This window comes from Vagococcus zengguangii, assembly GCF_005145005.1.
Lineage (GTDB): Bacteria > Bacillota > Bacilli > Lactobacillales > Vagococcaceae > Vagococcus_A > Vagococcus_A zengguangii.
Genome location: NZ_CP039712.1, coordinates 1718602 through 1743743 on the forward strand (window position 1 = coordinate 1718602; position 25142 = coordinate 1743743).

Consider the following 25142-nt stretch of genomic DNA (forward strand, 5'->3'; position numbering starts at 1 on the left):
AGCAATAACTATACTACTAAAATAAAGCATCAAATTCAAATAAAATGCCTATGATTATGTGAATAAATTACAAACCAAATTAAAAACGTTTACATTTTGCGTAATGTTTTAATAACAATAAAAGTATGACTATTAAAAAGTAAATGGCATAAGCCTAAAACAGGAATTAACATCTCTATCAAGAACTTTCATGACTATACATAAGTATATATATCCCTCGCCATTGACCAATTGCGTTTTCTATTCGAATGTCCTCTCTTTCTGATTTCAACCACTTCATCATTTCTTTTTTTAGGCTTTTACTACCCCCGTGATAGCATTTTTTCCATGTCTGATGAAAAAATTCAAATGTTTCTTTGTTATAGTTGATAAAATAGGGCTGCATTCCAATTGGCAGTAGTTTATTATACAAATATTTAGAAACTTCAAACCCTAAGCTATAATTTTCATCATACATAATAGCTGCCATCTCTTCACTAAATAAGTGGCTCAGCGTTGAAAATAAGTGTTCAAAATCTTGCTGTTGCCACTCTTTATTGCCATCTAACCCTGTAAATTCCGAAAACTCTTCTAACTCAATATCAATTCTGCGTTTGATACCTGTTTGGGTTAAATCTGATATAATCTGTTCAAATAAATCAATATTCTCTTTAAATAAGTCCATCAGTTTATCAAATTCTTGATCAAAATTTTCTTTCATGATTGAACCTCATCTCTTTAATTGTTCTTTTATTATAACAACAATATAATTAAATTATTAGAGTTTTTATATAATAATTTAATTGGTCTTTGAATAAGACGGATTTAAAGTAAGTCTTATATTATTCATCACTATTGTATTAGGGCTGACGATAATGCCTAAAGAAACTTCTTGTTAGTGATAGAAAACTCGTTCTTTTTCATCAAATTTTTCATTATATAAAATAGGATTTTCAATAATACAACATAGCAACTTAATCTTCTTCATAACATAATAATTAAAATAGGAGCTAAATCCATTAGATTAAGCTCCTATAAATATATGAATGGATAAGATTTTAACGTTTTTTATTAGGGATAACAAAAACAATTGAAATAACCGCTAAAATACAAAATACTACATTAATCATCAAGCCCATTGTAGCCCCATTAGCATGATTCCCTGATTGACTTATGCTATTGTAGATTGTTGATGAAATAGCAACACCTAGTGCTCCTCCTAGTGAACTTGCCATTTTGTAAATACCAGAAGCGACACCCGCTTTTTCCATTGGGACACTTGAAAGAGCCGTATCAGTTGAAGGTGTTGCATAGATGCCTAAACCAATACCGTATAAAGCATAGCCTACAAATACTAATCCTAAGAACAATGTTCCTTCAATAAGGGTCAATGACATTAAAGAAATTCCGATACCAGCGATAATAGCTCCTGAAATCATAGGTTTTTTAGCTCCCATTTTTTGTAATAGCTTTTCGCCAATTCTAATGGTAATTAATACTGTTACTAAGTATCCAATCGATAGCATTCCAGTTTTACCCGCAGATAAACCTCGTCCTTGTTGCACATAAGAATTAATGACAATCATTGTTCCAGCTACAGCATTTAACAGAAAATTAGAAATGGTAGCTCCCAAATAACCTTTGTTTTCAAATAATGAAAAATCTACAAAACTATTATCATTAGCCTTTTCGACTTTAATAAACGTAAACAATCCTACTAATACAACGACTGCTAAACCTAGCGTTTGAACACTTGTCCATCCCATTGCTGAACCTTTACTTACAATGATATTTAACGATAACATAGAAACAACAAATAAAATTAAGCCGACATAATCAAAGCGACCGTTTGATTTTTCGTTTGAAACTGATTCTGGCGTCCCCATTATTAATAAGCCACTAAGAATTGAAATAATAATTGAAAAAATAAACACATAACGCCATCCTAATGAAGTAGCTATCGCTCCACCAAAGAATGAACAGAATCCTGATCCTCCCCATGATCCAATCGACCAAAAGCTTAAGGCTTTTTGACGCTCCTCACCTTCATAATAAGTTTTAACTAATGCCATAGTTGCTGGCATGATACAGGCAGCGGATAACCCTTGTAAGGCACGACCGATAATAAACAACGTACCTCCTGTTGCTAAGACTAGCGCTAACGAACCAATAATATTTAATAGTAACCCGATATAAGTTAATTTAACACGACCTAATTTATCAGCCATCCCTCCAGCGACTACGATGAAAATCCCTGAAGCTAAACTAGTAGCTGATACCCCCATACTTAACGTACCTGATGATAGTCCTAAATCAGCTTGTACCTGTGGGGCCATGTTTACCAATGATTGCGCAAATAACCAAAATGTTAAAACACTAAACACAATTCCTATTAATAATCGATTATTACCGCGAAAATTCACGTTTTCTTTTCTTACAGTTGATTCCATCTCTACACCTCTTCTAAGCAAGCTAAAACTGCGCTGGCCATTGATTTTGCTGAAATAATTAATGCTTTCTCATCAATTGTGAACTTTGGATTATGATGAGGATAAATTGGTGTGCCTGGCGTATGAGCTCCCACCCAGAAGAAGCAGCTCGGACGTTCTAAGGCATAATACGAAAAATCTTCTGAAGCTGTTTGTGGTCCAGCATCTTCCACACCTCTAATTTCTGTAATATTAGCTGATTGGATCGCACTAACCACTTTATCGGTTAGTTCTGGATCATTCATGCATACAGGATAATCATTCCCATAATCAAGTTCATAACTAACCCCGAATGTTTGAGCAATTCCCTCTAAAATTTGTTTAAATTGTTTCTCCACAATTGGGCGATTGTCTTCATTCATTAAACGAATGTCACCTTCCAAACTAACACTTTCTTTAATAACATTAGCTGAACCTTTACCATCAAATGAACCAATGGTAACTGTAACAGCATCAAATGGACTAACACGACGACTAACAATCGTTTGCACAACGGTTACAAAATGTGCGCCTGCTACGATTGCGTCATTGGCGTCTTGAGGGGCAGAACCATGACCACCTTTACCAGTAATGGTTAGTTTGAAAGTAGCCCGTCCTGTATGAATTCCCCCTTTGTGATAATAAACTTTACCAACGTCCATTGTACTCATTACATGAATACCTAACACATGTTCAATTCCTTCTAAGCAACCACCTTCGATCATATCTTTTGATCCACCCGGTGGTACTTCTTCAGCTGGCTGATGAATAATTCTTATCATCCCAGGTAACTCGTCTTTAAATTTGATTAACGTATCTGCCAAAATTAACATATACGCAGTATGACCATCATGACCACACGCGTGCATTACACCGGGATTTTTTGAAGCAAATGGTAGTCCTGTTGCCTCTTCGATTGGTAGGGCATCAAAATCAGCTCGAATCCCTAATGATTTACCTGGTTTTCCTCCCTGAATATCCACGATAATACCGTAACCTGTTCCAACATTTGCTGTCACTTTACAATCTTTTCCTTGATAAAAATCACGAATATACTGAGACGTTTCAGTTTCATGGAATGATAATTCTGGGTATTCATGTAAATGACGACGAATTGCAATCATTTCATCTTTTCTCTGATCTAACTCTGTAAAAATTCTTTCTTTCAAGCTGTCCATTATTTTTCTCCTCCTGTAACTTTCTATACAAATATAAACAATTGCTCTATAGTTCACATTCTAATAGAATGACATCTTTCAACAATGGCGAATCTTTCTTTTATCCTCACAAAAAACGAACGAATAACCCTTATAGAAAATATCGTTCCAAAAATAGAACGATATTAGAGAATTTGTTATAATGAATTAGCAATGAAAGGAGCATGTTGGATGAACAATCAAAATTTTTGTACCATAAATTATCAAAAAATTTCCAAAAATTATCGGATATTTTCAGAACAATTAACTCTATTACTTGTCTTAGAAGGAACTATTACTATTGAAGACGAAGGTGAATTATCTCACTTAACAAAAGGACAACTCTATTGTTTAAATTTAAATCATCTAGTGATAATTCAAGCAGATAGCCTCTCAAATTCATCTGTAGTTTTTTTACAAATCAATCCGATGTTTTTTAATGCTCAATTACCAGACTTTTTAACAGTAAAATTTATTATTCCAATTACTGATGCTAATTACGACCAACAACAAGCCATCACGAAATTAACCAACTTGTTTGTTGATTTGCTAATTAATGAATTTAGTTTCCAAGAAACTCGCGCTATTAAACAATTGATTCTTTTGGAATCTATAATTTTAGCTTTGACAGAACATTTTAAAATAGAATCTCATTTTATTTCACTACATTCCGATAACTTTCAGACGAAAGAAATCATTCAATTTATTAATCAGCATTATCAAAAAGGGCTCACTGTCAAGCAAATCGCCGAAGAATTTTTTTTATCTGAAGCTACCTTGTCAAAGACCTTCAAAAAGGAAACAGGTAGTTATCTTTCTAAATATCTAAAAAAATTACAAATTACTCGTAGCATCAATGAACTGCTCTACTCAGATTTGACAATTGAACAAATTGCACTGAATGTTGGTTTTAATAGTGCTAAAATTTACCGAGAACAATTTAAATTATTATTTCATATGAGTCCGACTGAATACCGGGAACAACATATTCATAAAAAAAAGACCGATAACGTTATAACAAAGTCCATAAACAATAAACCAAAAGAGCTGATTTCAGTACTCTATCAACTTGCACATAAAGAAAATCAAGTACGTCAACCTGAAGAACTACATCAATTAACAAAACATCTTAATATTAGTACTATAAAACCTATACGTTCAAAAAAAACGAATGAAATTATCGTACATTTGGAATATTTAAGTGATTTAAATAAAGCACATATTCAGGCTGAGTTATTGGAGCTTTTAGACCAACAAACATTAACAACCATCAGTTGTTTTGATTTTTTCCCTGAACTACCAATTAGTTATCGTTTAGCAAAAAATGCCCATCTAAACTCATTTCCGGCTTTTGAAGAATTAGATACTGCCCTATCATTTCTCACGAAGCATCAAATCAAGCTAATGGTTCAATTCAATCTTTCTAATTTTAATGAGCAAACACTCATGTTATATAGCGAAATTTTTAACTATATCATCAATCGCTGGGGAAAAACATTTTTAACGCATATTTCAATAAACGTTCAATCAGTAACATTAGCAAATATCGAAACTTACCAACAATTTTATCAACAAATTCGTTATGCTTTTCCTGATATAAGATTTGGCGTTAAACTACCTATATCAGATCCCTATGATAATGAGCTTGCTAAAATAAATATCAACAACTTCTTAAAACAATTGGCTGGTAATTTTCAATTTTTAAGCTACTCAGCTGATTCGAATTATATCTTTAAACAATCTACTGATATTAGAGACGGTATTGTCGAAGCTCATCATTACTTAACGAACAAAACTAATTGGGTAAAATACCGTTTAAGTGAGAATGATATTAGCTGTCCTTTATATTTAACTGAGTGGAATACCTTAACAGGTACAACTATCAATTATAACGGGATGTTCTTCCGTGGAGCCTTGATCACTAAACAATTGCTAGTGTTAGAAAAACTTGTTGAAGGTTATGGCTTTTGGCTAAATCTTGAAAGTCATGAACACCACAACTTACAAGCTAGTATCAACAGCATCGGTTTAGATTTATTTCATTACCATCAAAATAAACGCCCCGCTTTCTTTAGTTTACAACTTAGCAACCGACTGAATGGTGTTGTTGTCAAAGAAGACGATTTTTATATTATGACCAAGAAAGGACAACAATTTCAAGTAATGATATGGAATGAAAACTATTTTGATCCACATTTATCGACTGAATTATCCTTTATTAATAGTCACATATTAACATTATCATTAGCAATTCAAGATATTTTCAAGGGAAAATATCAGGTAAAACAAATTGATTTTAACCGTGAAAGTGGTGCACTCTTTTACTCCTATATGGACTTCAAAAAAACTGCTCATTTAGATAAAGAAACTATTGACTATATTTACGCTAAAAATCGTCCTAACCTAAAAGTGTTTGATATTGAAATTGATAAAAGTTTTAACTATTCTTTCTCACTCGATTCAAACGCTGTTATATTATTAGAATTCACACCAATCGCTACTTAAGCATCATTCACTAATAAAGCGATACTTAATGTTATACTGACATTATATGAACATCTTTTTATTAGGAGGGAATGCTGAATGATAACCGAACACACAAATGGCTTTATTATGACGGATGAAACTGGACAAAAAATGGGCGAAATTACATTTTCGATTGCAGGGGATACACGCTTGATTATCGATCATACTTTTGTTGATCCTGCTTTTCGTGGGCAAAAAATTGGGGATCAATTAGTTAACCAAGTCGTATTAAAAGCTCGAGCAGAAGGCAAAAAAATTATTCCACTATGCCCATTTGCCAAGAGACAATTTCAACAACACCTTGAGTACCAAGATGTTCATCAACAATAACAAAAGCGTTGTGGCTCTTATTCCACAACGCTTTTGTTATATATAGGTAACGAAAGTAATCGTCAATACGGGGAGTAGTAGGATTACTTTCATTATTAACTTAATCGTCTAATTCCGATTCTAATACTTCGCCTGTTTGCGCATTGATTTTTACTTCATGCTCTTGGTTGCCATTTTTAACTTTAATTTCCCAATAAGTAATAGATAATTCTTTGTCTAGGCTCCAGTCAGTCGCTTCGCCACCACCGGCCTGATTAATCGCTACTTCAGTAATGTCTTTCAAAGCTTTTAAATTAGTTAAGTCTAATTTATCTTCGTTACGTTTGACTCCGTTTTGTTCATCGCGATCTAATTTTTCGTCACGTTTTTCTTTGACTTCGCCACTGTTCACATCAATTTTCAACTCGTACTCAGTGTTATCATCCATACCATTGACTTCGTAGTAATAGTTACCAAATGAACTATCAATACCAATACCTGTAATATCAGTATTCGGTACTTCTTTTTGATAAATAGCCATCGCTTCTTCTAAACTAATAGCAAAATCTTTTACTGTTCCAATCGCTGTATTATTGCTAGCTGTATTTTCAGTCGCTACTGAATCGCTCTCTAATTTAACAGAATCTGAAGATACTTGGCTACTCGCATTATTTGATGAATTATTATTAGTGCTCGTTGAATCATTTTTACATGCCCCTAATGTCATGACGGTTGCTAAAGTTAATACCCCTAAAACTACTTTTTTCATTTGATCATCTCCTCTAACCTATTTTGTTCATTATATAAACATTATACACAATAAATAAAATTTAAACATTAGACTTTAGACTGAAAAATGATTATGTAATAAGAATAAAAAAGCCGTATAACACTTGATAGAACAAGCATCATACGACACAAAATTTTATAATCCCTTTATAGTCGAAAAAAGTGAAGAAATACTTATCTTCACCTTTTTCTTAAAATATATTTCGACTAACTATTGATTGATTAAATCTAAATAATATTCATAAGCTTCTTTATCAGAATATTTTTCATGAACAATTTTGGAAACACTCCTTGCCATTGCTTTTGGATGCTGACTTTGGAAAATATTTCTTCCCATATCTAAACCTTTAGCTCCTCTAGAAATAGCATTATATGCTAATGTAAAGGCTTCTTTCTCAGGTAATTTTTTCCCTCCTGCTACTACAATTGGCACTGGACAAGCTGCAACAACTTCTTCAAAATTATCACAGTAGTATGATTTAATAATATTAGCTCCCAACTCAGCGACAATTCTAGTAGCCAGTTTAAAGAATTTATCCGTTCTTTCCATATCTTTACCAACAGCAACTACACCCATAGTTGGAATACTGTATCTATTTCCAATATTCACCATATCTGATAAGTTTTTCAAACTAGACAATTGTCCATCTGCACCAATAAACGTTTGAACTGCTAAACAATCTGCATTTAATCTTATAGCTTCTTCAATATCTACTGCATTAATCTCATGACTCATATCATCAAATAAAATTGATGACCCAGATGTCGCTCTTAATGCAATACCTTTTCCACATGCTGGATCAACACTCGATCGTAATGCACCACGCGTTCCCATCAAAACATCAACTTCGTCGATTACTTCTGGGATAATTAAATCCAATCTTTCTAATCCAGAAGTTGGTCCCATAAAATAACCATGGTCAAATGCAAACATCATGCTATTTCCACTTTTTTCATTAAAGATATTTGATAGGTGCTTTTTCATACCCCAATCAAGATTACTTGCACCCTTCACATAAAAATCACCTTTTGAAACAACAGGTGTCCCTACCTTAAAGTCTTTCGCTACTTTTAATCCATCAATATCCGCCATTATTAATTCCTCCAATTAGTTTTTATTAAAAATTAAAATCATCTACATTATCTTTTGTAAAGATTGTTCGTTCTGGCATAATCACCACTCCTGAATCTTCACTATCTTTTGCATCCTCAGATAATACAGAATTATTTAATACTTCAACTGTTCCTACATTAGGTACATCAATTTTGTCACCAACTTTAACCTCATTACCTTCAGCTAAATAATTCGCCAAGTATACAGCCATACCTCCTTGTACCGTTACATCCCACAAACCCCAAGCTTCAATAATATCTGCTTTTGCATAATCTTTAATTGAATTAGGTGATGCAAATCCTGTAATAGTCACATCATCTTTTGTTAATCCATTATTTTGTACAGCTTGTAATTGTCCTGGTAGAGCTGTTGAATCATTACATATTACTAAATCAATATCACTATGCGCTGATAGAATTGCTTCACCTACAGTAATCGCCTTCTCAGCATTCTGTTCGCTATAATAATTTTCAGGAGCAACATTCACCCAGTTTGGAAAGTTCTTTTTAATATAATCTTCTCCTGCCTTTTGCCATGAATTTTGATCTTGAACCGTCGATTGAGAATAATGCCATACATACTTAATTGGTTCACTAGTAGCATCTTTACCACGTTTTTTTAATGAGTCGGCCCCCATGTCAACTAACATCTGGCCTAAAATATCTGGAGTTCCCTGTGCTACCATTAAAGTTCGAGCATCAGAAGATACATCTGAATCCCAAGTCACTACTTTAATTCCCGATTCTTTTGCTTGTTTTAGTACATCATCTAAACCTGTTGCATCAACAGCTGAAATCGCTAAACCATCAACGCCTTGTTGAATAGCATTATTAATAATAGTTACCTGATTCGCTACTGATGCTTCAGGATTTCCATCATATTTAACTGTGAACCCCTGTTCTTTTGCCATTTTTTGGGCGCCGTCATTTCCAGATTCAAAAAAAGCGTTTCCAGATAATTTCGGAACAAATACAATAGTATTATCTCCACTACTTTCCCCAGCACTATCATCATTCCCACAAGCTGCTAAAGCTAACATCATTAAAGAACCCATTCCGATCATGCTAATTTTTTTTAAGTTCATCATTCATTTCTCCTCATTATTATTTTAATATATTTTTTATTTTTTGAGCGATTCTACCATTTTCAATAAAAGAGCGCAAAATCAAAGAACCAATTAATAATAAACCTACTGGAATATCTAAATATTGAGTATTAAGTCCAGACATTGATAATCCGAACCTCATTATCCCAATAACTAACGATGCTAAAGCTGTTCCTAATACATGACCCTTCCCTCCATAATTTGATGTACCGCCTAATACAACTGCTGTGATAATTGGCAAAGTTAATTCCTTACCAAAATCCGCTTTCGCTGTACCAAGATAGGCAGTTAACACTATACCCGCTATTGCTGCTGCAATACCTGATAAAACATATGTACTAGCTATAATTCTATTAGTTTTAATACCTGAATATTCAGCCGTACTTCTATTTACCCCAATCAGAAAAATTTTTCTACCATACTGAGTCTTATGTAATATAATGTATGAAATTACACACAGTAGAAGAAATAAAATTACTTGATTCGGAATACCTAATGTCTTTCCTCTAAACAAGTTAGTAAAACTTTCTGGAAAACCACTGATTCCTTTATAAGACTCAACTGAACTTAAACTTGTTACACCTAGTGCTATACCAGAATATAAAAATGAACCTCCCAGTGTGATTACCATAGGCTGTACATCTGTATTCGCGATCAACGTACCACTTAAAAGCCCGCACAATGCACCAATCAGTATTCCTATTAAACAAGCTAGCCAAATGTTCAGCCCTAACTCTGACCACATCAATCCAATTGATATCGATGTTAGACCTACTATAGTACCTGCTTGGATATCCATTCCTCCAGTAATAATAACAAAAGTGACAAAAAGAGAAATGATACATATAGGCATAAAATCATTTATACTTCCCATCAAAACTACAGGATTAAAGAAACGATTATTGATTGACCCAAAAACAACTATTTCCATTAATAATAAACCTACTAAAAAATATTCCCACCTCCACTTCAACTTCATTTTCGAATAATTTGTCTTTTTTTTGCCAAAATCAATATTTTCCACATTTTCCATAATATAATTCCTTTCTAGACTATTTTGGCTGCTAATCTTTCTTTTCTTAATTTCTCTGATTTTCTTCTATCAAATACCGCTCCCAAAACTACAATGACTATTAATATTAAACCTGTGATTGTGTTATCAAATGTTGAAGGAAAACCAAGAAATACTAAAACTCTGCTAATTGAGGTCATTATAACCGAACCTAAAACGCTTCCAAAAACTGTTCCAATACCTCCATTTAAACTAATACCTCCTATTACACAAGCTGCAATTGCAGTCATTTCATAACCTACACCGGCTGTAGGCGTAACAAAACCAACACGACTAGCATATAAAATTCCTGCTAAAGAAGCCAACACACTACATATTATATAAGAAATATATTTAATTCTTTTAACTGAAATCCCTATCAATCTAGCTCCTTCTATATTATCCCCAACCGCTTTAAAAGACTTTCCAAATTCAGTTTTTTCAGTAACAAAATAAAAACATAAGGACAATAGAATAACTAAAATAAAAATTAATGAGAATCCATTAAATAATTTGATTTGGGCAATATTTTTGAATGAAAGAGGTAAATTTTCAATCCACTTTCCATCAGTATACACATAAATTAATCCTCTAATAACGCCATTTGTTCCTAACGTCATAATGATTGAAGGAATATCAAAATATAATATGCCAATAGAATTAATTACACCCACAGCAACACCAAATAAAATAACGATTACAACAACCAAAATAAGAGGCAGTCCCTTATTAATCAAAGTTCCAGCTAAAGCTGCTGCAAATCCTAAGGTTGCACCAATTGAAACATCAATTTCTCCTGTGAACAAAACAAAAGACATCCCTAAAGCAACCAAAGCATACACTACACTTCCGTTTATGGTTTGAAAAATATTGTTCGCAGACAGAAAATTCAAATTAAATATACCAACTAACAAAAAAATACCGATAATAAACAACACTGAAGTAATTTCTCTTGATTTCAATATTTTTTTTAGTTTTATACTCATACCGCTAACTCCTCCCTCAAAACACCAAATGATGCACTCATCAAATTATCCTGATTAATATCATCGCCTTCAAATTCAGAATTAATACGCCCACGATGCATTGTAACCGCTCTATCAGATAGTTTAATAATTTCCTCCATATCAGAAGAAATCAGAAGAATTCCTACTCCTTGAGATCTTAGTCTATATATTATTTTGTATACATCTTCCCTAGCTGCCGCGTCTATCCCCCTAGTAGGCTCATCTAAAATTAAAACCTTAGGAACAGAAGCTAATGCTTTAGCGATTACAATTTTTTGCTGGTTTCCTCCAGAAAGAGTACCGATTTCTTCATCAATACTTGAAGCTTTGATTTTGAAAGACTGCTTATATTCTTCAAATAGTACTTGATCATAATGCCTATTTAAAAATACTTTTCCCATATTACCTATTGAAGAAGCTGAAATATTCATTCCAATATCACTAATCTTAAAAATTCCATTTTTAAATCGATCTTCAGGCACGTAATTTAATCCTAATCTAATGACTTCTTCTGTTGACTTACCCGTAATATCATTGGTTCCTACAAATACTTTTCCAGATAATATCTCATCTTTTCCAAAAATCGTTTCAGCCAATTCTGTTCTTCCGGCACCAACAACTCCTGCCATTCCCAATATTTCTCCAGCTCTTAGATCAAGAGTAATATCTTTAAAGCCATGACCTGTCAACTTATCAATTTGCAGTACTTTATCTTGTTCTCCATTAAACTCTTCTTTACTACTCATAGTACTTTTTACATCATCAGTTTCTTCGGGTAAAAGAGCTTTAATTAGCATATCATTATCAAAATCTGTAACTTTACCTTTTAATGTAACTTTTCCATCACGCATGATTAACACATGCGTTGAAATTTCGAATACTTCATTTAATCTATGAGTAATATATATTAACCCTACACCTTTTGATTTTAAATCCTCAATCATCCTAAATAATGATTTAATCTCATTAAAAGTCAAAGAACTAGTTGGCTCATCAAGTATCAAAATTTTAGATTCTCTCACTAGACCTTTCAGTATTTCAACTAGCTGTTGTTCAGCAATTGTTAAGGTAGTGGCTTTTCTTTCAATATCAAGTTTCCAACCAAGTTCATCAATAATTTGAAGCAATTTCTTCTTGTTTTCAATTTTAGAACCTTTTAATCCTAATAGAACATTTTCCAGAACAGTCATATTTGGAAACAGCATAGGTTCCTGTGGTACCAGATAAATACCCTTTGAAATTGCTAATGATGGTGATAAATTATTTGTTTTCTCTTCACAAATAAATAATTCACCACTATCAGATTTGTGAATTCCCATTATAATCTTCATTAAAGTACTTTTTCCTGCTCCATTACCTCCAATAATAGAAATTACTTCTCCACGATTAAGACATAAATCTATCCCTTTTAATACATGATTTTCTCCAAAAGATTTGACTATTGATTTGCAATTTAACAACTCACTTTGTCCCATAAATTCCACCTTCCAAAAGATAAATTATTTTACTTTTGTAACAAATTTATTATTTTTGTTTCAAAAAACATTTGATATTTTTATAGCAAAAAAAATTAACAAAAGGAAATTAACAACAAGATAGCTTGATATCACAATTATTACACATGTTTGAAAGCGTTGTCAATATTTTTTATTTTTATTTTTAACTTGAAATGTATTTTAACTTTTGTTAAACTTTAATTACATTTGTTATGAAGGAGCAAAAAAATAATGACAGAAGATAAAAATGATTTTTATAACTACTCACTACTTACTAAGGTCGCTTGGCTGTACTACATCGAAGAAATGACTCAAAAGGATATAGGAGAACAACTCGGATTATCAAGAATCAAAATAATAAAAATGTTAGAAGAAGCTAGAATAAAAAATATTGTACAATTCAAATTTTCAACTTTTGATAGATTAAAAATAGAGGCAGAAAAAAAGTTAATCAAAAAATATAACTTGAAAGATGTCTATATAGCACCATCATCTTCTAACGACGACGAAAATAACACACTATCTCTAGCTGCAGCCATGTATATTGATGATTTAATAAAAGACAATACATATATAAGCATGGGATATGGTAAAACAGTCAGTAAAGTATTAAATAATCTAGCTAATTTATCAGAAAAAGATATCTCAATCATTTCACTTACTGGAGGTGTTGCACCCTATTTACCAAACAATCAATCTAAAGTTTTCAACGCAAAGTTATATCTATTACCAACTCCATTATTCATGAGTTCTAAAGAGACCGCAAAAAATATCAGAAAAGAGCTAGCTGTTAAAGAAATCCTCGATATGGCAACCTTATCTAAACTGTCAGTGGTTGGTATCGGCGGTATGGACGATGAAGCAACAGTTCTAGAATCTCACATATTAAATAACAACGATTTTATCAAACTAAAAATGCAAGGAGCCGTTGGGGATATTTTGATGCATTTCATTGATTCAAACGGAAATTTAGTCCAATCAGAAATAGAAGAAAAATTAGTAAGTACTAATTTAGACGATTTAAAAACTCATGAAAACGTTATAGGCGTAGCTGCGGGTCGTGAAAAAATAACCGCAATTAAAGCTGCATTAATAGGAAAATATATACATACTCTAATAACTGATGAAGAAACTGCTCAATTACTAATCAAAGGAGAAAATTTTGATGAATGAAAAATACTTATTAGCTCTTGATGGTGGCACAGGTAGTTTTAGAGCCATACTTTTTAACACTTTAGGGGAACAAATCGCAATTAACCAAAAAGATTGGAGGCATAAATCTAACCCTCTTTACCCTGGAAGCATCGATTTCGATTTCTTAAACAATTGGGAGTTAATTGCTAATTGTATTAAAGAATTAATTGAAAAAAGTTGTATTAATGCCGAACAAATTATCGGCATTAGCACAACTTCCATGAGAGAAGGTTTTATCTTATATGATGAAGTTGGAAATGAATTGATAGCATTTTCAAATGTAGATGCCCGTGCTACAAAAGAAGCTGAATTTTTAAAAACTAACTTCCCTGAATTAGAACATGAATTATTTTTAGAAACTGGCGAAACATTTGCTCTGAGCGCTATTCCTAGATTACTATGGGTGAAAGATCATTTACCAGATATTTACTCAAAAGTATCATGTATCACTATGATAAATGATTGGATCAGCTATAAATTAACAGGAGTTCTGTCTTCGGAACCTAGCAACGCTAGCACAAGTGGTCTTTTTGGTTTAGAAAATCGAAATTGGCTCACTAGCATCGCAAAAAAATTCAATTTGAAAGAAAATATTTTTCCAAAAGTTTTTGAAAGCGGTTCCTTAATAAGTAATGTAAATGAATTGGCCGCTCTAAAAACTGGACTATCTACAAAAACTAAAGTAATAGCTGGAGGTGGAGACGCACAGTTAGGCTGTATCGGAATCGGTGCTACTCAAACAGGACAGGCAGCTTTATTGGGAGGGAGTTTTTGGCAACTAGAATACAACACTTCCAATCCAATAGTTGATAACAATGCTAAAATACGAGCTAATTGCCATGCCGTACCTCGTGTATGGCAATTAGAAGCTATTGCATGGTGCCCTGGATTAGTTATGAAATGGTTTAAAGAAGGTTTTTGTCATTTTGAAAATGAATTAGCAATTCAAAAAAAAATATCTGTCTATAAAATTCTAGATGAAAAAGCACAACACGTACCTCCAGGATGTTTTGGATTAATATCTTTATTTTCCAATACAATGGATTTTAAAAATTTAAAGCACGTTTCACCAACTATCACAAATTTTCAATTAGACTCTAAAAAATTCAATACATATAGTTTCTATCGTTCTATAATGGAAAATGCTGGTTTAGTTACCTATAGCCATTTACTGCTAATTCAAGATTTAACAGATGAGATAATAGAAGAAATAATTTTTGCTGGCGGCTCATCTTATAGCGATTTATGGTGTCAAATAATTTGTAATATTCTGGGAGTCAAACTTACTATCCCTGTAGAGAAGGAAGCCACTGCTCTCGGCGCGGCTTTATTAGCTGGTGTAGGATCAGGTGTTTATAAAAACATCGAAGAGACTAAGCAATTGATAAAATTAGAAAAAACCTTTTTCCCTGATGAATCAGAGCATAACCTTTATAAAGAAATTTATTGTCGCTGGAAAGAGGCATATCCAGAATATCTAGCTATTGCCGATAAAGGTCTAGTAGATCACATGTGGATAGCACCCGGTGTAAAATGAAAGGAGAAAACAAAAAAATGATTATTGATGAAAAAAATTTAGAATACAGATTCGGAGATAGCGGTCCAAAATATTTAATGAAAGGACCTCGCTCTAATTTTGCTCTTGTTAGATTTAATCCAAAAGAAGATTTTCCTGCGCATTACCACGAGTATATGGAAGAAAACTTTTATGTGTTAGAAGGAAAAATCGATATCTACATTGATGATGAAAAATTTACTTTAAGTAAAGGGCAATTTATCCATATAGAACCAACTTGTGTTCACTATGTTAATAACCCTTATGACGAACCAATCACGATGATATCAACTTTGGCACCGTATCATGAAATAGATAAAATTGAGGTACAAAATTATAAACCAACTACATAACTCCCCCTATACTGTTTAATATAACTTCACCCCCTCTACATTTTTCAGATTGTAGAGGGGGTGAAGTTTATATTATTTTGCGTCTTCTTTTGGTAACATTGCTTTACGAGAAGCATTCACACGACCTTGTTTGTCGATTTCTGTTACTTTGACTAAAATTTCGTCGCCTTCTTTTACCACATCTTCAACGTTAGCTACACGTTCGTTAGCTAATTGAGAGATATGAACTAAAGCGTCTTTACCTTTGAATAAGTTAACGAAGGCACCGAATTTTTCGATACGAACAACTTTAGCTAGGTAAGTTTCGCCAACTTTCGCTTCACGAACGATATCTTCAATAATTTCAATGGCACGTTTAATCATTGCAGCATCAGATGACGCAATACTTACGTTACCATCTTGATCGATATCAATCTTAACGCCTGTTTCATCGATGATACCGTTAATTGTGTCGCCACCTTTACCGATAACTTCTTTGATTTTCTCAGGTTTAATTTGAATCATTTCAATCTTAGGAGCATACGCACTTAATTCTTCACGAGGCGCTTCAATAGCGGCTGTAATCACTTTTAAGATTTCCATACGTGCTTTTTTAGCTTGTGATAAAGCTTCTGTTAAGATTTGTTCTGTGATTCCTTCAATCTTAATATCCATTTGTAATGCAGTAATCCCTTGTTCAGTTCCTGCTACTTTAAAGTCCATGTCACCTAAGTGATCTTCTAAACCTTGAATATCCGTTAAGACTGTGTAGTCCTCACCTTCCATTACTAATCCCATTGCGATACCGGCAACTGGTGCTTTAATCGGCACACCAGCATCCATAAGGGCTAAGATACCACCACAGATACTTGCTTGTGAAGATGAACCATTTGATTCTAATACTTCTGAAACCACACGGATCATGTATGGGAACTCTTCTTCACTTGGAATTACTTGTGCCATTGCACGTTCACCTAACGCACCATGACCAATTTCACGACGTCCTGGAGAACGTGCTGGACCAGTTGAACCAACTGAGAATTGTGGGAAGTTATAGTGATGGATGAAACGTTTGCTCTCTTCAGTTCCTAAACCATCGATAATTTGGTGCTCACCTAATGGCGCTAGAGTAACTGTTGATAAAGCTTGCGTTTGTCCACGAGTAAATAATCCTGAACCGTGAACGCGTGGTAATAACCCAACTTCAGCGGCTAACGGACGGATTTCGTCGATTTGACGACCGTCTGGACGGATTTTTTCTTTCGTAATTAAACGACGAACTTCGTCTTTTTCTAAATCTTCAGCGATTTGTTTCACTTGTTTTAATTTTTTCGCAGCGTCTTCGTCGTCTGCAAATTTTTCAGTATAAACTTTAATGATTTCTTCTTTAACCGCTTCAATGTTATCTTCGCGTGCTAATTTCTCTTCTGTTTGAATTGCTTCAATCATGCGACCATTAAAAGCTTCAACGATTTCAGCTTTTAAGTCAGCATCGACTTGTAATAATTCAACTTCCATTTTTTCTTTACCAACAGCGGCAACGATTTCTTCTTGGAAGGCAATCATTTCTTTAATCGCAGCGTGACCGAATAATAACGCTTCTAACATTGCTTCTTCTGACACTTCTTTCGCGCCACTTTCCACCATGTTGATGGCATCTTTTGTTCCGGCAACACTTAAGTTAATATCTGATGCTTCTTCTTGTTCTGGTGTTGGGTTTATGATTAATTCCCCGTTCACGCGACCGACGTTAACCCCTGCGATTGGACCGTTGAATGGAATATCTGAAATAGCTAATGCTAATGATGAACCAAACATCGCAGCCATATCTGGTGGGCAATCTTGTTCCACACTCATAACAACGTTAGTGATTTGTACTTCGTTACGGAAACCTTCCGCAAACATTGGACGGATTGGACGGTCGATTAAACGAGCTGTTAACGTTGCGTGTTCGCTTGGACGTCCTTCACGCTTGATGAATCCACCTGGTACTTTACCAACTGCGTACATTTTTTCTTCATAGTTTACAGTTAGTGGGAAGAAATCCACATCTTTTGCTTGTTTAGAAGCAACTGCTGCACTTAGTACGACAGTATCTCCGTAGCGTACAAACACCGAACCGTTAGCTTGTTTCGCTAATTGTCCAACTTCGACTGTAAGTGGGCGTCCGCCCCATGTTGTTGTAAAAACTTGTTTTCCTGACATTGACATAGTCTCCTTTACTTTTGCGAAAAGTATGATGGCCTACTAAACAAATAACAAAGAAGTTATCAAGCATTTAATGACTGATAATGATAGTTTCCCTCTTATTTGTATAGTAGAAGAACACAGCATCTTTTCGCGTTCCAAAATAATATTCAATAGCAAAAGAAAGCGAGACCCCAAAGAGTCTCACTTTCCTAAGTTGTTGACCAAAAATTAACGACGTAAGCCTAATTTTTGAATTAACTCACGGTAACGTTGAACATCTTTGTTACGTAAATATGCTAATAAGTTACGACGATGACCAACTTTTTTCATTAGTCCACGGTAAGAATGGTGATCTTTTTTGTGAACTTGTGCGTGCGCGTTTAAGTGGTTAATCTCAGCTGTTAAAACTGCGATTTGTACTTCTGGAGAACCAGTATCTCCTTCGTGACGTGCGTATTCGCTCATGATTTGATTTTTTTGTTCTTTTGAAATTGCCATAATTTCCACCTCTTTCTAAAATTTGCCCTAGAACTGAGTAAGTCGTTGGTGATTCGACAAACCAAGTAATAGGTCGTACTTTCGTACACTAACACTTTACCTTATTTACTATTAAAATGCAAGTGATTATCGCCTAAACTAAATTCAAGCGACGCGTTGTGCCTTGATGTTCTGTTTCTAGAAATTTTTCCAAATCACTTGCTGTTAGTTGTGCTAATGTTACCGTTGTACCTTCAACATATTCTTCCAAACCTGCTTTTGCTTCCCAAATCTCAACTGGTACTTCACATGTTATTAAATAGTCATAAAGTAGCCCATAAACTTTCGCCACTTGCTCGGCTTCATCCGCTACTAATTGCACCTCATATAAATAAGTTTTATTGAAGATATCTGCTAATTCTTCGTCCTCATAACGTTGAATAGCGATACCATAACCGTCTTTTAAAACCATAATCCCATTTGGGGCATTTAACTCTTCCTCAGATAATTCCTCAACATCAAAAAAATCTGGTGAAACAATCGCTCGTTCGACCGCTTCTCTAATTGATAAAACTTCCGTCGCTAACTCGACTTCGCTTAACGCCACATCCGACGCTAAATAAGTGTGATACATCCGTGTTTCCTCCTTGACTAACTAATATTATCCTAACTTTATAATAATTTTTGTTAGATTACTAGCTAAAATATTCAAGTGGTAAACAAGTCTGTTGTCACAAACAATCAATCACTTATCTTGTAGTTATTATCAAGACAACTTTGTGTACTTTTCATATAGAGTTCTCTAGTAAACGGGCCGACTGTTGGGAAAATTTATCTAGACTACTTTAAATGACAAGTTAATTTTCGGAAATATTAAGCATTTATTATAGACTCAAACAAAACCACCCCATTTTAGCTAGAGCTGTGTTAAAATAGAAACGATATTGAACAAGTATAAGGAGTTAATGAATCATGATATTAATGAATGACATCATTCGAGAAGGTAATCCAACGCTTAGAGAAACAGCTAAAGAGCTAACCTTCCCTTTAAGTGACGAAGAGCGTCAACTAGCGGCTGAAATGCTAGAATTTTTAAAAAATAGTCAAGACCCACAACTTGCTGAAGAGTATGACTTGCGTGGTGGCGTTGGGCTAGCCGCGCCTCAATTAGACATTGACAAACGCATGATTGCGGTGCACATTCCTAACCCAGATTTTGATGAAAATAATCCTAAATCAGGGCCAGAAATTACATTTTCAGACGTAATGGTTAACCCTAAAGTAATTAGCCATTCTGTTCAATTAGCTGGATTAGAAGGTGGCGAAGGCTGTTTATCAGTTGACCGTCCGGTTGAAGGTGTTGTAATTCGTCATTTCAAAATTACAGTGACTTACTTTACTGTTGATGGTGAAGCGAAGAAGAAGAAATTCAAAGGCTATGACGCGATGGTTATCCAACACGAAATCGATCACTTAAACGGCGTAATGTTCTACGATCGTATCGATCCTAAAGACCCATTCGCACAAAAGAAAGACATTATCCTACTATAAAAATAAGAGGTGAGACGTTTATTAGACGCACTCACCTCTTATTTTTATAATGATTGACTTTCCTCATAACCAAACAAGTTCGCCATCACTTGATATATTTACTACCTTCTCTTACAGCTAGATTACTTAATTGATGTGTCGCTATAAACTCGCGGACCCATTCTGGATTCGTTTTGCTATATTGTCGCAATGACCAACCAATCGCTTTTTGAATAAAAAATTCATCTGTTACTCGATCATTTAAAATAGCTTTCTCCAAAAAATCCGTTTTCGTTTCTTCCTTGAACTTCAATTGTAAAATAATCGACACACGGCGCATCCACATGTTGTCATGCTGATAAAACCAGTGAAAAACATCGTCAAAATATTCCATGTTCTTTTTTAACCATGACCCAAAAAATGAGGCTAAATTATCCACGCTATCCCACCATGATTTGACCATGACTAATTGACTCAGTTCTTTAACCTCATCTACTGATAAACGGCGTAAATTTTTATTCGCCAATTCAATCCCGATATATTGATATTCACGTTCAGTTAACTCAAAATAATAGCGAATCTCGGCTAGCAGTTCAGTCACTGTCCATGCTTTACTAGCTTTAATTAACGGTTTAGCTAATTCACGACGTTCCGTAGCTTGTAAACCACAGAAGATAAATTGGTTGCGCATATAGGCTGCCATTTGAGCTTTTTTCGCTTGATTAACTGGTAAAACTAATCGTTCCATCTCATGCTCCTTATCCGATTAATACGTCGACTAAATTCGTTAAAATTGGTGCTAAAATAACTGTCGCAATGCCGGCAATTCCGATTGCTAAACCGGACATCGCCCCTTGTACTTCACCCATCTCCATCGCTTTAGACGTTCCAATCGCATGTGAGGTAGTTCCTAAGGCCAAGCCCTGCGCCATTGGATCATCGATCCCAAACATTTTTAAAATTGGCTCCGCACATAAAGGTGCTAACACTCCCGTTGTAATCACTGATAAGACGGTAATCGCTGCAACACCACCAATTTGCGTCGATAAATCCATCGCAATGGCGGTTGTAACAGATTTAGGAACAAGCGAAAGCATTAATGGTTCTTTCAGCTTAAACATCGCTGATAATAATAACACCATTAAAATATTAAAAATCGTTCCGATCCCTACTGATATCATAATCGAGGCTGCATGTTTTTTAATTAAAGGTAATGAACGATAAAGTGGTAAGGCTAACGCAACGGTTGCCGGTCCAATGAACATATCAACGTATTTAGCTCCAACGTAGTAGTTATCATAAGATATCCCAGTCATATTTAAAAATAAAATAATTGCTAAAATTGAAAAAGCTAGTGGATTCAGCCATTTCCATTGAAATTTGTTACCTAACATTCTAAAAAACATAAAGACGACGATTGTTAAAATCACGCCAAAAATCGGTTCTTTTGATAAATAATCAATCAATTGCTGGCTCCTCCTTTGAGGCTTTGGCTGTTCCTCCTTGTCTTTTCTTCACAAACTGAGCGGTTCTCCCGACTACTAACAGAGAAGTAACAAAGCTTACTAACAAAATAATCACTAAACTGACGAAACTGTTTTTAACTAAATCAAAATACATCATTAATCCTACACCTGCTGGAATAAATAAAACACTCAATATTTCTAATAAATAATCGCTCACTAAAGCAATCTGACTTTCTTTTACCCAACCACGCGTCAAACCAACAAACAATAAAACCATACCGATGACACTACCAGGAATCGGTAAATGTAAAGCTACTTGCAAAACTTTTCCGACAAAGGTAAAGCCTAAAATAATTAAGAGTTGCTGTAAAATTTTCATGAAAATCCCTACTTTCGCGTTCCATTATAGCACAGATTGTGACAAAATAAACGAGCTTTTTATTTTTCGTTTGACTATTATGATAGTCTTGGTTATACTATTAAGAGTGTAAAATAATGCAGCAGAAAATGAGTAAGCTCGTAAACAGTTTGTCGCCCAGTTGGGTTCAATTGCGTAACCGCGGCTGCAAAGGTGAAGATTGAAGGATAAACTGAACGAATACAAACTTTTCAATTGATTATTTTACTCCAAAACACAATTATATTGGAGGAATTTTAAATGTCACGTTACACTGGACCATCATGGAAAGTATCTCGTCGTTTAGGGATCTCACTTTCAGGAACTGGTAAAGAATTAGCACGTCGTCCTTACGCACCAGGACAACACGGACCAAACAGCCGTGGTAAAAAATCTGAATACGGTATGCAATTGACTGAAAAACAAAAATTACGTCATATGTACGGTATGAACGAACGTCAATTCGTTAACTTATTTATCCAAGCTAGCAAGATTAAAGAAGGTAAACATGGTGTTAACTTCATGATCTTATTAGAACAACGTTTAGACAACGTAGTTTACCAATTAGGTTTAGCGACTACTCGTCGTCAAGCTCGTCAATTAGTAAACCACGGTCATATCTTAGTTGACGGTAAACGTGTTGATATCCCATCATACCACGTTGAAGTTGGACAAGTTATCTCAGTTCGCGAAAAATCAATGAACTTAACAATCATCAAAGAAGCTGTTGAATCTTCAGTTGGTCGTCCTGCTTACGTAAGCTTTGACGCTGAAAAATTAGAAGGTAGCTTAACTCGCTTACCTGAACGTGAAGAGTTAACTCAAGAAGTTGACGAATCTTACATCGTAGAATTCTACAACAAAAAACTTTAAGATTTTTTATCTCTTGTCTTCAATGCTTGGCAAGAGATTTTTTCGACAAGCGTTATTTCAAACTCATACACTTAAAGAGCGATGGTCTTTTAGACTATCGCTCTTTTAACATCCAAAAAATCCCCTCAACGCCTGCTGATTAAACAGCGCGTCGGGGGATTTTTTGTACGTTAATGAATTGATAACTCATAAGCCACCCATAAATAGAACAGACATGGCACGACTAAAGAAATTGTTAATAAAATTAAGGCAATTTTATAACGGCGATATAACCTTATTAGCTGCTGAGCTTGTTTAGTACCTACCTTACTCGAAGACTTACGTTTATCTTCTTCAAACAAAATATCTTCATTCAAAAAATATTCTTTCACTCCAATAATTAACACACTTGCTATCACTAACAAACTAGCCACAATTAGCATTACCAAGGCCACAAGATAATGATGCTTATCTGCCAAAATATAGACACCTGCAAACATAATAATGGCGATTAAATAGCCACTTGCTTTCACAAACCAACGTTGGTCAGCACGATGTTTGATTGCTTCATCAATCACCACATCCTCTAATTTATTCCCTATTAATTGCTTAGTGTAACGATTAACATCCCAATAAGTCCAGAAAATCATACTGACTGAAAAAATCAAAAACAAGGCCACAATGACTAATAAAAAATTAAACAGATATATTCCTCCTCTCAGCCACTTTAATACCTTTAAGATAACACAAAATAAGACATGACAAAACTGTCATGTCTTATTTTATCGGAGTCTAACGCGCCCTAAAGCACTTTTCTTAATCCGGCTTTCTGGCGCATCTTTCTCGGTGATATGGAACAATTCTCAAAAATTACGTTGTAATTTTCGTGATTGTACGCATATCACTCAAAAGATAACCGCGCCATCAAGTACTTTTTTATGCTTCGTATCTTACGTTGCCGTCTAGGTACGTTGCTTCTAGATCCATATCTTTTGATAGGACGATGAAGTCTGCATCACGGCCAGGTGTGATTGAACCACATTTATCTTCGATATTACAGCTTACTGCTGGGATTAATGACGCCATCATCACTGCTTGTTCAGGTGTTGCGACACCCCACTCCACAACATTTTTCAACGCTTCTTTTAATTTCAAAATACTTCCAGCTAAATTACCTTCAGCCATACGTGCTGTTCCGTTTGCTACAACAACTGGGAACTCACCTAACATATATTCACCATCTGGCATGCCCCCTGCCATCATACAGTCGGTGATTAAAGCAATGTGATCATGACCTTTTGTTTTAATTAGCACATCGACTGCTTTAGGATGAACATGATGTCCATCACAAATTAATTCAGCATAGACATCATGTAAGGTCATAACTGCCCCTACCATACCAGGCTCACGGTGGTGTAAACCACTCATCCCATTAAAAGCATGTACAAAAACACTTGCCCCATTTTCAGCAGCAGCTTGGGCTTGGACAACTGTCGCATCACTATGACCTAACGCAACAACTACGCCTTGATTAGTGACTTCACGGACGAATTCCGCAACACCTTCGCGCTCTGGTGCTAGAGCAATCTTTTTAATACGTCCACCTGATGCTTCTTGCCATTTATTGAAAATTTCTAAGCTTGGATCGCTCATGTAAGCTGGGTTTTGAGCCCCTTTATATTTTTCTGTAAAGAATGGGCCTTCAAAATAAATCCCTTGAATTTTGGCACCATCAACGTCATCAGCCACTTGACCGATTGTACGAGCAACGTCTGTTAATAACTCATGATCAGACGTTAAGGTTGTAGGAAGATATGACGTTACACCACATGATAGTAATGCTTCAGACATCACTTTAATTCCTTCAGGATCATTGTCCATTACATCATGGTTCATATAACCATGAATGTGAGTATCTACTAAACCTGGCGCAATCCATTTGCCAGTGTAATCAACGATTTCTGCGCCTTCAGGTCGCTCAAAAAACACTTGACCAAATTTGCCATCTTCAACTTCTAAATAGGCTGGGCCAACTGTACCAGTTTTTAAGAAAAATTTGTCTGCATAAACATAATATTTCATTATCATAACCTCTTCCGTTAATTTATT

At 34.6% G+C, this 25142-nt stretch carries 24 protein-coding genes; 7 read left to right on the forward strand and 17 right to left on the reverse strand.

The genetic code is table 11. The features are described 5' to 3' along the window. Positions 1-178: 178 nt before the first annotated feature. The 3 genes from FA707_RS08100 to FA707_RS08110 form a co-directional block, all read right to left on the reverse strand. Positions 179-700 carry a hypothetical protein gene (locus tag FA707_RS08100; protein ID WP_136953752.1) on the reverse strand — a complete coding sequence of 174 codons (522 nt, stop codon included), beginning with the start codon at positions 698-700 and terminating at the stop codon, positions 179-181. 337 nt (positions 701-1037) lie between these two features. Beyond that, on the reverse strand, positions 1038-2429 hold the full coding sequence (locus FA707_RS08105; RefSeq protein ID WP_136953753.1) for an MFS transporter: 1392 nt from the start codon (positions 2427-2429) through the stop codon (positions 1038-1040). A 2-nt stretch (positions 2430-2431) separates the two neighbouring features. Then, a complete protein-coding gene (locus tag FA707_RS08110) occupies positions 2432-3625 on the reverse strand; it encodes a M20 family metallopeptidase (protein ID WP_136953754.1) in 1194 nt (397 codons plus the stop codon). Between the two features lie 210 nt (positions 3626-3835). On the opposite strand from FA707_RS08110, the gene FA707_RS08115 reads away from it, so the two are divergent. Both FA707_RS08115 and FA707_RS08120 read left to right on the forward strand, forming a co-directional pair. Beyond that, a complete protein-coding gene (locus FA707_RS08115; protein WP_168177382.1) occupies positions 3836-6148 on the forward strand; it encodes a helix-turn-helix domain-containing protein in 2313 nt (770 codons plus the stop codon). A 78-nt stretch (positions 6149-6226) separates the two neighbouring features. Beyond that, a complete protein-coding gene (locus FA707_RS08120) occupies positions 6227-6499 on the forward strand; it encodes a GNAT family N-acetyltransferase (protein WP_136953756.1) in 273 nt (90 codons plus the stop codon). Between the two features lie 100 nt (positions 6500-6599). On the opposite strand, the gene FA707_RS08125 is transcribed toward FA707_RS08120, so the two are convergent. The 6 genes from FA707_RS08125 to FA707_RS08150 all read right to left on the reverse strand — a co-directional run bounded on the left by FA707_RS08125 (position 6600) and on the right by FA707_RS08150 (position 13019). Continuing rightward, the gene (locus FA707_RS08125) at positions 6600-7247 is read right to left on the reverse strand and encodes a PepSY domain-containing protein (protein ID WP_246032317.1); all 648 of its coding nucleotides are present in this window, start codon (positions 7245-7247) and stop codon (positions 6600-6602) included. Positions 7248-7478: 231 nt separating this feature from the next. Further along, positions 7479-8360: a 3-hydroxy-5-phosphonooxypentane-2,4-dione thiolase gene (lsrF, locus tag FA707_RS08130; RefSeq protein ID WP_136953757.1), complete on the reverse strand. Its 882-nt coding sequence runs from the start codon at positions 8358-8360 to the stop codon at positions 7479-7481. Positions 8361-8385: 25 nt separating this feature from the next. Then, on the reverse strand, positions 8386-9468 hold the full coding sequence (locus FA707_RS08135) for a substrate-binding domain-containing protein (RefSeq protein WP_136953758.1): 1083 nt from the start codon (positions 9466-9468) through the stop codon (positions 8386-8388). Between the two features lie 16 nt (positions 9469-9484). Beyond that, on the reverse strand, positions 9485-10519 hold the full coding sequence (locus FA707_RS08140; RefSeq protein ID WP_210409616.1) for an ABC transporter permease: 1035 nt from the start codon (positions 10517-10519) through the stop codon (positions 9485-9487). Positions 10520-10533: 14 nt separating this feature from the next. Continuing rightward, entirely contained in the window at positions 10534-11523 is a 990-nt protein-coding gene (locus tag FA707_RS08145) for an ABC transporter permease (RefSeq protein WP_136953759.1), read from the reverse strand. Next, positions 11520-13019 (reverse strand): sugar ABC transporter ATP-binding protein, encoded by a 1500-nt coding sequence (locus FA707_RS08150; RefSeq protein ID WP_136953760.1) that lies wholly within the window; start codon positions 13017-13019, stop codon positions 11520-11522. Before FA707_RS08150 ends, FA707_RS08145 begins: the two co-directional genes overlap by 4 nt. Before the next feature lie 252 nt (positions 13020-13271). Between FA707_RS08150 and FA707_RS08155 the strand changes: the two genes are divergently transcribed. From FA707_RS08155 to FA707_RS08165, 3 genes are read left to right on the forward strand one after another with little or no spacing between them, the layout of a single operon-like run. Then, on the forward strand, positions 13272-14213 hold the full coding sequence (locus tag FA707_RS08155) for a sugar-binding transcriptional regulator (RefSeq protein WP_136953761.1): 942 nt from the start codon (positions 13272-13274) through the stop codon (positions 14211-14213). Continuing rightward, positions 14206-15771 (forward strand): autoinducer-2 kinase, encoded by a 1566-nt coding sequence (gene lsrK, locus FA707_RS08160; RefSeq protein ID WP_136953762.1) that lies wholly within the window; start codon positions 14206-14208, stop codon positions 15769-15771. Before FA707_RS08155 ends, lsrK begins: the two co-directional genes overlap by 8 nt. 17 nt (positions 15772-15788) lie before the next feature. Further along, positions 15789-16142 carry a cupin domain-containing protein gene (locus tag FA707_RS08165; RefSeq protein WP_136954218.1) on the forward strand — a complete coding sequence of 118 codons (354 nt, stop codon included), beginning with the start codon at positions 15789-15791 and terminating at the stop codon, positions 16140-16142. 72 nt (positions 16143-16214) lie between these two features. On the opposite strand, the gene pnp is transcribed toward FA707_RS08165, so the two are convergent. The 3 genes from pnp to FA707_RS08180 all read right to left on the reverse strand — a co-directional run bounded on the left by pnp (position 16215) and on the right by FA707_RS08180 (position 19422). Continuing rightward, positions 16215-18326 carry a polyribonucleotide nucleotidyltransferase gene (pnp, locus tag FA707_RS08170; protein ID WP_136953763.1) on the reverse strand — a complete coding sequence of 704 codons (2112 nt, stop codon included), beginning with the start codon at positions 18324-18326 and terminating at the stop codon, positions 16215-16217. A gap of 213 nt (positions 18327-18539) precedes the next feature. Then, positions 18540-18809 (reverse strand): 30S ribosomal protein S15, encoded by a 270-nt coding sequence (gene rpsO / locus FA707_RS08175; RefSeq protein WP_136953764.1) that lies wholly within the window; start codon positions 18807-18809, stop codon positions 18540-18542. A gap of 133 nt (positions 18810-18942) precedes the next feature. Further along, positions 18943-19422, reverse strand: coding sequence for a hypothetical protein (locus FA707_RS08180; RefSeq protein WP_136953765.1), 480 nt, complete (start codon positions 19420-19422; stop codon positions 18943-18945). A 338-nt stretch (positions 19423-19760) separates the two neighbouring features. Between FA707_RS08180 and def the strand changes: the two genes are divergently transcribed. Next, positions 19761-20339 carry a peptide deformylase gene (gene def / locus FA707_RS08185; protein WP_136953766.1) on the forward strand — a complete coding sequence of 193 codons (579 nt, stop codon included), beginning with the start codon at positions 19761-19763 and terminating at the stop codon, positions 20337-20339. A gap of 85 nt (positions 20340-20424) precedes the next feature. Here def and FA707_RS08190 read toward each other — a convergent pair whose 3' ends face one another. Genes FA707_RS08190 through FA707_RS08200 form a run of 3 tightly spaced genes read right to left on the reverse strand, consistent with a single transcriptional unit; the run spans position 20425 to position 22163 of the window. Then, positions 20425-21066 carry a DNA alkylation repair protein gene (locus FA707_RS08190; RefSeq protein ID WP_136953767.1) on the reverse strand — a complete coding sequence of 214 codons (642 nt, stop codon included), beginning with the start codon at positions 21064-21066 and terminating at the stop codon, positions 20425-20427. A gap of 10 nt (positions 21067-21076) precedes the next feature. Continuing rightward, positions 21077-21784, reverse strand: coding sequence for an LrgB family protein (locus tag FA707_RS08195; protein WP_136953768.1), 708 nt, complete (start codon positions 21782-21784; stop codon positions 21077-21079). Continuing rightward, complete coding sequence (locus FA707_RS08200; RefSeq protein ID WP_136953769.1) at positions 21777-22163, reverse strand: CidA/LrgA family protein; 387 nt, start codon at positions 22161-22163, stop codon at positions 21777-21779. Before FA707_RS08200 ends, FA707_RS08195 begins: the two co-directional genes overlap by 8 nt. A gap of 279 nt (positions 22164-22442) precedes the next feature. Between FA707_RS08200 and rpsD the strand changes: the two genes are divergently transcribed. Next, entirely contained in the window at positions 22443-23054 is a 612-nt protein-coding gene (gene rpsD / locus FA707_RS08205) for a 30S ribosomal protein S4 (RefSeq protein WP_136953770.1), read from the forward strand. Positions 23055-23224: 170 nt separating this feature from the next. Here rpsD and FA707_RS08210 read toward each other — a convergent pair whose 3' ends face one another. Together FA707_RS08210 and nagA are read right to left on the reverse strand one after the other, a co-directional pair. Then, positions 23225-23701 (reverse strand): hypothetical protein, encoded by a 477-nt coding sequence (locus FA707_RS08210; protein WP_136953771.1) that lies wholly within the window; start codon positions 23699-23701, stop codon positions 23225-23227. A gap of 268 nt (positions 23702-23969) precedes the next feature. Next, positions 23970-25115: an N-acetylglucosamine-6-phosphate deacetylase gene (nagA, locus tag FA707_RS08215; RefSeq protein ID WP_136953772.1), complete on the reverse strand. Its 1146-nt coding sequence runs from the start codon at positions 25113-25115 to the stop codon at positions 23970-23972. Positions 25116-25142: the final 27 nt, after the last annotated feature.